The organism is Mesorhizobium sp. M7A.F.Ca.US.006.04.2.1, assembly GCF_004022915.1.
GTDB classification, from domain to species: domain Bacteria; phylum Pseudomonadota; class Alphaproteobacteria; order Rhizobiales; family Rhizobiaceae; genus Mesorhizobium; species Mesorhizobium ciceri.
Window position 1 is genome coordinate 1 of record NZ_RZQA01000180.1, and the last position, 8,654, is coordinate 8,654.

At 62.1% G+C, this 8,654-nt stretch carries 9 protein-coding genes; 8 read left to right on the forward strand and 1 reads right to left on the reverse strand.

Annotated features, from left to right (window positions below; translation table 11 throughout):
* The 8 genes from EN925_RS12240 to EN925_RS12275 all read left to right on the forward strand — a co-directional run.
* Positions 1-575: nucleotidyltransferase family protein (locus EN925_RS12240; protein ID WP_164894186.1), on the forward strand; the 575-nt coding region annotated here is incomplete at its 5' end.
* Between the two features lie 91 nt (positions 576-666).
* The gene (locus tag EN925_RS12245; protein WP_013528112.1) at positions 667-1,689 is read left to right on the forward strand and encodes a glycosyltransferase; all 1,023 of its coding nucleotides are present in this window, start codon (positions 667-669) and stop codon (positions 1,687-1,689) included.
* 290 nt (positions 1,690-1,979) lie between these two features.
* Positions 1,980-2,375: a hypothetical protein gene (locus EN925_RS12250; RefSeq protein WP_127369213.1), complete on the forward strand. Its 396-nt coding sequence runs from the start codon at positions 1,980-1,982 to the stop codon at positions 2,373-2,375.
* A 153-nt stretch (positions 2,376-2,528) separates the two neighbouring features.
* On the forward strand, positions 2,529-3,383 hold the full coding sequence (locus EN925_RS12255; protein WP_024501832.1) for a family 16 glycosylhydrolase: 855 nt from the start codon (positions 2,529-2,531) through the stop codon (positions 3,381-3,383).
* A gap of 67 nt (positions 3,384-3,450) precedes the next feature.
* On the forward strand, positions 3,451-4,782 hold the full coding sequence (locus tag EN925_RS12260) for a UDP-glucose/GDP-mannose dehydrogenase family protein (protein ID WP_013528109.1): 1,332 nt from the start codon (positions 3,451-3,453) through the stop codon (positions 4,780-4,782).
* A gap of 92 nt (positions 4,783-4,874) precedes the next feature.
* A complete protein-coding gene (locus EN925_RS12265) occupies positions 4,875-6,317 on the forward strand; it encodes a GMC family oxidoreductase (protein ID WP_063169883.1) in 1,443 nt (480 codons plus the stop codon).
* 13 nt (positions 6,318-6,330) lie between these two features.
* A complete protein-coding gene (locus EN925_RS12270) occupies positions 6,331-6,780 on the forward strand; it encodes a hypothetical protein (RefSeq protein WP_013528107.1) in 450 nt (149 codons plus the stop codon).
* A 74-nt stretch (positions 6,781-6,854) separates the two neighbouring features.
* On the forward strand, positions 6,855-7,934 hold the full coding sequence (locus EN925_RS12275) for a glycosyltransferase (RefSeq protein ID WP_064992952.1): 1,080 nt from the start codon (positions 6,855-6,857) through the stop codon (positions 7,932-7,934).
* Between the two features lie 18 nt (positions 7,935-7,952).
* On the opposite strand, the gene EN925_RS12280 is transcribed toward EN925_RS12275, so the two are convergent.
* Positions 7,953-8,654, reverse strand: a 702-nt coding sequence (locus tag EN925_RS12280; protein ID WP_128336572.1) for a phosphoribosyltransferase, incomplete at its 5' end; no start/stop codon positions are given.

Here is an 8,654-nt window from a genome sequence, read left to right on the forward strand (position 1 = left end):
GGCCGAGGTCGTCCACCGTCGATCTCCACTACCGCCTCCAGCAGCCCGGCTCGCCAAGCCCGCGCGACGCGGACGGGTTCCTGCGGCGCAAGCGACAGGTCGAAATCGCCGGTGCGACGGTGCCGTTCACCTCGGTGGCCGATACATTGCTTTTGTCCTGCATCAGCGTCGCCAAGGCACTTTTCAACCGGGAACCCTGCGCCGGATACGTCTGTGATATCGGCGCCAGCGCCGGCCGCCTCGACGAGGCGGATCAGCAGCGTTTGCTCGATGCCGCTACCGCGCAAGGTCTGGACGACACGCTGCTGCTTGGCCTGCGCGCCGCCGACGTGCTGCTCGGCGGTGCCAGCACGCTGCTGTCGCAGCGCGCGACCAGGATCCTGCCGCGCATCGGCAATGAGGATCTGCTCAGCATGGTCATCGCGCCGTGGCTGCCGTCGCTGCGGTGGCCGCAGCGGCGAACGGTGCTTTGGGAACTGTGCGGCCGCGCGCCGGTCCGCTATCTGGCCGAAGCAGGCTGGGCGGCGTCCGCCGATATCAGCCGCCGCATCTTCGAGCGGCCGGCGAGTCGCTGAAGGTAAATTGGATGCTGATGGCAATTCTGTAGTGCATCGAACGAGTACGGGGCGAGGGCAAATCGATATTACCTGTACGAGAGGCAAATCCATGTCGATGACGAAATCCGAGGTCTGCGTGATCATCGCGGCAAAAAACGCCGCAGCGACAATCGCCGTCGCCATCGCATCCGCATTGCGCGAACCGGAAGTGGCGGAGGTCGTGGTCGTCGACGATGCCTCCACCGACGACACCGCCGGTGTCGCACGATCCGCCGATGATGGCAGCGGGCGGCTCTCCGTGATGCGCCTCGATGTCAATCGCGGCCCCTCCTTTGCCCGCAACGCAGCCATCGCCGGCTCGAAATCGCCGTTCATCAGCATTCTTGATGCCGACGATTTCTTCCTCGAAGGCCGGTTTCGCAACTTGTTTGCCGGCGCCGATTGGGATTTCGCCGCCGACAACATCATGCTGATCAGGGATGATGCGACAGGCGACGCGACGAAAATCGTCGCGCCGCAATTTGCCGCCGATCCGGAATTCCTCGATTTCGAGCGTTTCGTCGAAGGCAACATCTCCAGACGCCGCGTGCAGAGGGGCGAACTGGGCTTTTTGAAGCCGGTGATCAGCCGTGCCTTCCTCGACCGCCATGGGTTGAGCTACGACGAGAGCCTGCGGCTGGGCGAGGACTATGAACTCTACGCCCGCGCGGTCGCATGCGGGGCGCGGTTCAAGGTCATTCGCTCCTGCGGCTACGGCGCCATCGTCCGCGCCGATTCCCTGAGCGGCCGCCACAAGACCCAGGACTTGAAGCGTTTGGCCGATGCGGATCTGGCGCTGCTGGCGATCGACAGCCTGCCGGAAGGCTCGAAGGCGGTGCTGCGGCGGCATGAACGGCACGTGCGCGACAAATATCGGCTGCGTAATTTCCTTGACGTCAAGGCCGAGCGGGGGCTGGGCTCGGCTGCGGCTTACGCCTTCGCCAGCTTGTCCAACCTCGTCCCCATCGTCCAGGGCGTGGCTTCCGACAAGCTCGAGGCGCTGTTTCGTCGTGTCGGCCTTGTGTCCAGCCAAAAGCCTGTGCCGCCGCTGCGCTTTCTGATGGCCGGAACCAGCACGGGCAAGGAACGCTGAGAGTGGTCCCGATGCAGCGATTTGTCCACTCGCGGCATGTCATCACGCAAACCATTTCGGCCGGATTTATGAGTTTACGAATTGGGTGGTTGCCTCGCGGCTCCGACGATGGCAGTCTATGTTGCGGTGCAGCATAGTGGACGACCAGCCGAACTTGGCCCCCGATCGGATTGGTCTGATGTCTCTCCCTCAAAAGGAGCACGACAACGCAACACGAGTTTTTGAGCCCCGGCTGCGGGGATCGGCCAGAAGCCCGGCCCACAAGCCGGCGATGACGGGAACCTGAGTTCATGGCCTCGATATTCGGTTTCAGATCAAGGGATCCGGCCCGCGACCGTCAGGCCGATGTTTCACGTCTTGATCGTCTGGCAAAGCTGTTCGAGCAGATTGCGGCCGAGATCGAGGCCGAGAGAACCGGGCTTGAGAATCGCTACCGGACGACGTCGACCAACGCCGCCTTTCTGGTCGAAGCGATGGAAAACGGCTCTGCTTCCGACAAGCGGTCTTCGGAAGTCAGCGCCCTGACACAGTCGATCCTGAATTGCGAGCGCCGCATCGCGGCGCTGTCGCGCCAGGACGGCATGATGAAAGAGCTCCGTCATTCGCTGGATATGGTCTTTGACGAGGATGCCTCCTCGGCCGCCGCGGCGGAATTCGCCTGGCCGGCAGGCGCCGGCAGAGGTTGAACGTGAAGGCTCGGAACTGTTGCAACAGATTTGATGCAAGGCGGGAAGCAGAAGCAATCGAGAGGGTCACAAGGAGGTCAAGGTTGGCTCGTGCAGGAGCGGTTCGAACGTCGACTTTGGGTTGGGGACACACAGCGCAAAGGTGAGTTTGGTATGAATTGGAATCCGAAACCTACGACGGCAATTGACGCACCGCCTCTCGCATATCGGACCGGACAAGCCGCCCGGCGGCTGGGGTCGCTCGGTGCGTTGCTGCTGGCTGCTCTTGGCGGTTTCCTGGCAACCCCTTCCCATGCCCAGGACATTCCGACATCGCCGTCCTTTGTCGATGATTTCAAAAGCTTCGACCGCACGCGCTGGTATGTTTCCGACGGCTGGAACAACGGCAGCCATCAGAATTGCACCTGGTCGAAAAATATGGTCGAACTGTCGAATGGTGTGCTGTCGCTCGGCTTCGAAAAGCAGACGCTGAAGGATCGCGACTACGTCTGCGGCGAGATCCAGACCAAGCAGCGCTTCGGCTATGGCACCTATGAGGCACGGCTGAAGACCGATACCGGCTCCGGCCTCAACGCCGCGTTCTTCACCTATATCGGTCCAAGCGACAAGCAGCCCTGGGACGAGATCGACTTCGAGGTCCTGACCAAGGACACCTCCAAGGTGCAGGTCAACGCCTATATCGCGGGCAAGGGCAAGAACGAGAAACTGGTCGACGTACCGGGCGGCACGGAGAAGGCCTTCAACGACTACGCCTTCGTCTGGCAGAAGGACAGCTTGCGATGGTACGTCAACGGCCAACTGGTGAACACGATTACCGACCCGGCGAAGCTGCCCAGCCATGCACAGAAGATATTCTTCAGCTTTTGGGGCAGCGATACGATGAAGGGCTGGATGGGAGCGTTCGCGGATCCGGGCCGCAAGCTTTCCCTGCAGGTCGAGCGGGTCGCCTTCACGGCGCTCGGCGAACCCTGTCAATTTCCGGAATCGCTGGCATGCAGTGTAAAGTAGTTGGGAAAGTCGATTTGAACCGGCGGGGCCGAAAACGGTCCGCTGCCTTGCATGGGAATGAAACCGAATGAATTTGACGGTGTTTGGAATTGGCTATGTCGGCCTCGTGCAGGCGGCGGTGCTTGCCGAAGTCGGGCACCAGGTGGTGTGCGTCGACATCGACGCCGCCAAGGTCGAGCGGCTCAACCAGGGCCTGGTTCCCATTTTCGAACCCGGTTTGGAAAACCTCGTTAAGGAGAACCATGCCGCCGGCCGCATCAAGTTCACAACGGATGCCGCCGCCGCTGTCAGGCACGGCGAGATCCAGATGATCGCGGTCGGCACGCCGCCGGGCGAGGACGGCTCGGCCGACCTCAAATATGTGCTGGCAGTCGCCGAGACCATCGGCCGCGAAATGGACAAACCCAAGATCGTCGTCGGCAAGTCGACGGTGCCGGTCGGCACCTGCGAAAAGGTGAAGGCCAGGATCGCCGACACGCTGAAGAAAAGAGGCCGCGAGGACCTGGCTTTCGATGTCGCTTCAAATCCGGAATTCCTCAAGGAAGGGTCCGCGGTCGCCGACTGCATGAAGCCGGACCGCATCATCGTCGGCACCGACAGCGAGGACACCGAGGCTGTGATGCGCGAACTCTACGCGCCGTTCAATCGCAACCACGAGAAGATGATCGTGATGGACGTGCGCAGCGCAGAATTCACCAAATATGCCGCCAACTGCATGCTGGCGACCAAGATCAGCTTCATGAACGAGATGGCCAATCTGGCCGAACAACTCGGCGCCGACATCGAGGAGGTCCGCAAGGGCATCGGCAGCGATCCGCGCATCGGCTACCATTTCATCTATCCGGGCCTCGGCTATGGCGGCTCGTGCTTCCCGAAGGATGTGCGGGCGCTGATCAAGACCGCCGAAGGCGTCAAGTTCGACGCCAAGCTGCTGCGCGCCGTTGAGGAGCGCAACAACGCACAGAAATCGGTTCTCTTCGACAAGGTGGACCGCTATTTCAAGGGCAACCTCAAAGGCAGGACCTTTGCGCTCTGGGGTCTGGCCTTCAAGCCCAACACCGACGACATGCGTGAGGCGCCGGCGCGCGTCCTGATGGAGGCGCTCTGGAAGGCCGGCGCCAATGTGCAGGCCTATGATCCCGAGGCGATGCAGGAATGCCAGGCCATCTACGGGCTGCGCGACGACCTGCTTCTGTGCGGCACCAAGGAGGCGGCGCTGCGCGGCGCCGATGCGCTGCTGATCGCCACAGAATGGAAGAGCTTTCGCGCGCCGTCCTTCGACGCGGTGAAGGACGCGCTGACCACGCCGGTCATCTTCGACGGCCGCAACCTCTATGACCCCAAGGTCATCGCCCGCCATGGCATCGAATATCACTCGATCGGCAGAATGGCGGCATGAGACCGGGCCCTGGCAGACGGATGCAAGACTGGTCCGCACACGGCCTGCGGACGCTGGGGCTGAGCGCGTATTTCTGTGTGGAGTTGTAGCTGATGGTGCTGGACGTAAAGCCGGAGCAAATCACCAAGGATCATTTCGATCTCGTCGCGATCGGTTCCGGCTTCGGTTCGGCCTTCTTCCTGCATGAGTTCGCCAGGCGCCGAAAGGCGCGCATTCTGGTGCTGGAGTGGGGACGCCACAACACCCATGAATGGCAGCTCGAACAGAACGTCAACACCGACATCGAAGACGAGACGACCTACAAGACCAATTCCGACAAGCCGTGGAACTACACGATCGGACTGGGTGGCGGGACGAATTGCTGGTTCGCGCAGACGCCAAGATTTCATCCCAATGATTTCCGGCTGAAAAGCACCTACGGCATCGGTAATGACTGGCCGATCAGTTATGACGACGTCGAGCCGTTCTACTGCGACGCGGAAGACATCATGTCGATCTCCGGCGACCCCGACATGGCGGCGATGCTGCCCCGCTCGAAGCCGTTTCCGCAACCGCCGCATCGCATGTCGACACCGGACAGGATGATGAAGGCGGCGCAGCCCGACCAGCACTTCGTCATGCCAACCGCGCGGGCTCGCGTGCCGACCGCGCAGCGCAGCTCGTGCTGTGCCAATCTGCGTTGCTGGCTGTGCCCGGTCGACGCCAAATTCACCGTCAACAACGGGTTGATGCACGTCTTCGAGCATCCCGACATCTCGGTCTGCCTCGGTGCGGAAGTGCGCCGGCTCGATCACGTCGGCGGTGCTGTCCGTTCGGTCACGTTCAGCCATGACGGCAAGGAATACCAGGTCAGCGGCGATCTCTTCATTCTCGGCGCCAATGCCATCCAGAGTGCGGCGATCATGCTGCGATCCGGCCTGGGCGGCGAATTTGTCGGCAGCGGCCTGCATGAATCCTACGGCTGGAATTTCGAGGTCTATCTCGACGGTGTCGACAATTTCGACGGCAGCACCATCACAACCGGCCTGAATTTCGGCCTCTATGATGGTCCTCACCGATCGGAGCATGCGGCGGCACTGGTCTATTTCGAGAACCGCTGGCAGCACGGAATGCGTGCCGAAAAGGGGCGGCTACGCCAGGCGCTGCCGTTGGTCGTGGTCACCGAGAACCTGCTCGACCCCGAGAACTACGTCACGCTTGACGCGGATGACAATGCCTTCGTCAGCTTCAAGGCGCCATCGGACTACGCGGTGAAGGGCATGGCGCGCGCTCTGGAGAAATTGCCTGACCTTCTGGCGCCGCTGCCGGTCGAAAAGCTCTTCGACCGCGGCATTCGGCCGACCGAATCGCACGTCCAGGGCACGCTGAGGATGGGCACCGGCCCGGCCGATTCTGTGGTCGACAGCGGCATGATCCACCATCAGCTCAGAAACCTGGTCGTCGTCGGCACCAGCACCTATCCGAGCTGCTCCTGCGCCAACCCGAGCCTGACCGCGGCAGCGCTGTCCTTGCGGGCGGCGAGCCGGATCGCGTGAAAGGAGGTATCGCATGATCGAGATTTCCAGACGCTCGGCCCTGGCCGTCTTGGCTGGCGGAGTGGTTTCGACGGGGGTCGCCTACGCCACCGTTTCCTCCTTCTCGGACGAGGATCTGGTGCGCGTCACGCTGGAAAAATACCTTGGCAAGTTGAACATCCGCATCGAGCATCTGCAGCAGTTCGTGCTGGCGTTCCGCGACAGGAATCCATGGAACTTCCCAAGCGAAAAACTGAGTGACGCCGTCACCCTGGTGGAGGAGCTCAAACTGGGCGCCGCGCGTCGCTTGCTGCCCCGGCGGAAGCGGGAAGATCTGCTGCATTTCGACCGCTGGGTCGTCGCCGAATTCCATATGCTGACGGACTACGCCTGGCGCAGTTCGCCCAACGACCCGATCCGGTTTACCGGCTGGCAATCCTGTACCAATCCCTTCGCCAATCTGGAGCCGCCGAAACTTGCCTGACGTCGAAAGCGAGGCGGCGGCCTTTGCCTGTTGTCTCCGAGCAAGGAATACGAGATGCGACAAGGAGCCCGATCATGAAAGTTCTCTTTGCAGGCGGCAACGGCTACCCGCCCGAGTTCAGTGGCGGCGTTCAGTCGAGCACGCATCATCTGGCCGAACAGTTGATCGAGCACGGTCATGAAGCCGCTGTGCTCGCCGCCCTGTTCGGTGACGGTGTCTTCGGCTTCAAGGCGCGCGCCAAGATGAAGCTGTTGCGGCAGCCGGCGGTTGTCGACAGCTATCCCGGCTATCCGGTGGTGCGGGCCTGGTTTCCCTGGGAAGCGGCGGGTTATGCCGTCGACAGGCTGAAGCCCGATGTCGCCGTGGTCCAGTGTCACAAATCGGTTCCGATCGGCAAGGCGCTGCAGGCGGAGGGCGTGCCTCTGGTCGTTTATCTCCGCAATGTCGAGTTCCATGAACTGGGCGGCGATCTGCGCGAATTGCATTCGGCGCTCTACATTGCCAATTCGGATTTCACCGCGCGAACCTACAAAAAAGAATTCGGCATCGAGGCAGCAGTGATCCCGCCAACCATCAACCCGGCGCATTACTCGACGCCGACGACGGGCCAGTTCGTCACGCTGATCAACCCCTATGAGGAAAAGGGATTTGAGCTCGCGGTGCGGATTGCCGGCGCCTGCCGCGAAATTCCATTCCTGTTCGTCGAAAGCTGGAAGCTCGACGACGATCACCGGGCGCGGATCGAACAGACGATCGCTCCCTTGGGCAATGTCGTCCTGGAGAGCCGCACCAGCGACATGAAGACGGTCTATGGCCGCACGAAGATCCTGCTTGCTCCCAGCAAGTGGGAAGAGGCGTGGGGCCGCGTCGCTTCGGAGGCCCATTGCAGCGGAATCCCCGTTATCGGTTCGCGGCGCGGCGGTCTGCCCGAGGCTGTCGGCTCCGGTGGCGTGGTGCTGGATTACGATGCTCCGCTGGCCGATTGGGTCGCGGCCGTCAGGCGGCTGTGGAGCGACAACCAGGAATATGACCGGCTTTCCAGTCTCGCTCGCAGCTTCGCCGGGCGCCCGGAACTCGATCCCGATCGCCAGTTCATCACCTTCTTCTCGATACTGGACAGGGCCATGCAGCAGCGCGCGCGACAGGCGGCCTGACGACGCCGCCTGAGCAGGTCAGGCTGGACGCTTGACCCGGCTTTTCAGCGTCTCGTAGCCGCGGGCGCCAAGCAGTGCGCGGGCAATGGTCTTGGCGGCGCTCTTGCGGCCCTCTTGCGACTTGATCTGCCGCAGCCTTGCCGGCAGGTTGCGGGCCGCCTGGCCAAGTGCCGGCAGCGACAGCGCGTCGGGGAAGCTGACCATATGCGTTTCGACGCACAGCACCGGCTTGCCTGACAGTTCGGTGATCTTCAGCGCCTGTTCGTGCTCGCTCTCGATGAACAGGATGGCATCGGACTTGCGGTAGAAATCGGCCTTGAAACTGCCATGCGCGCCGAGTCGTTGCCGTTCCGCCTTGCTCGGCAGATCGAGCATGATCAGCTGGTCGTATTTGATTTCATGCTTGGCGAGCCATGCCTCGGTGAGCGCGCGGTATTTCTCCAGCCGGCTGGTGACCAGCCAGCCGATCCTGTGGGTCGCGACATGGAGCGGCCGCGCTTCGCTGAGGAATTTCTCATAGGCCGGGCCGTCGTCGTTTTCCGCCTCTGTCGGGTCGAGGCACAGCACGCCGTCAATGTCGACGCAGCATTGCGCCAGGAATTTGTGATGCATGAAGTTCCACTGGAACATGCGCGGATGCGGCACGACCTCGAAGACGAGGTCGGTTTCCTGGTGCAGGGGCTCAAGGCCGAACACGGCGGCAAAGGTGAAGGCCGCGAC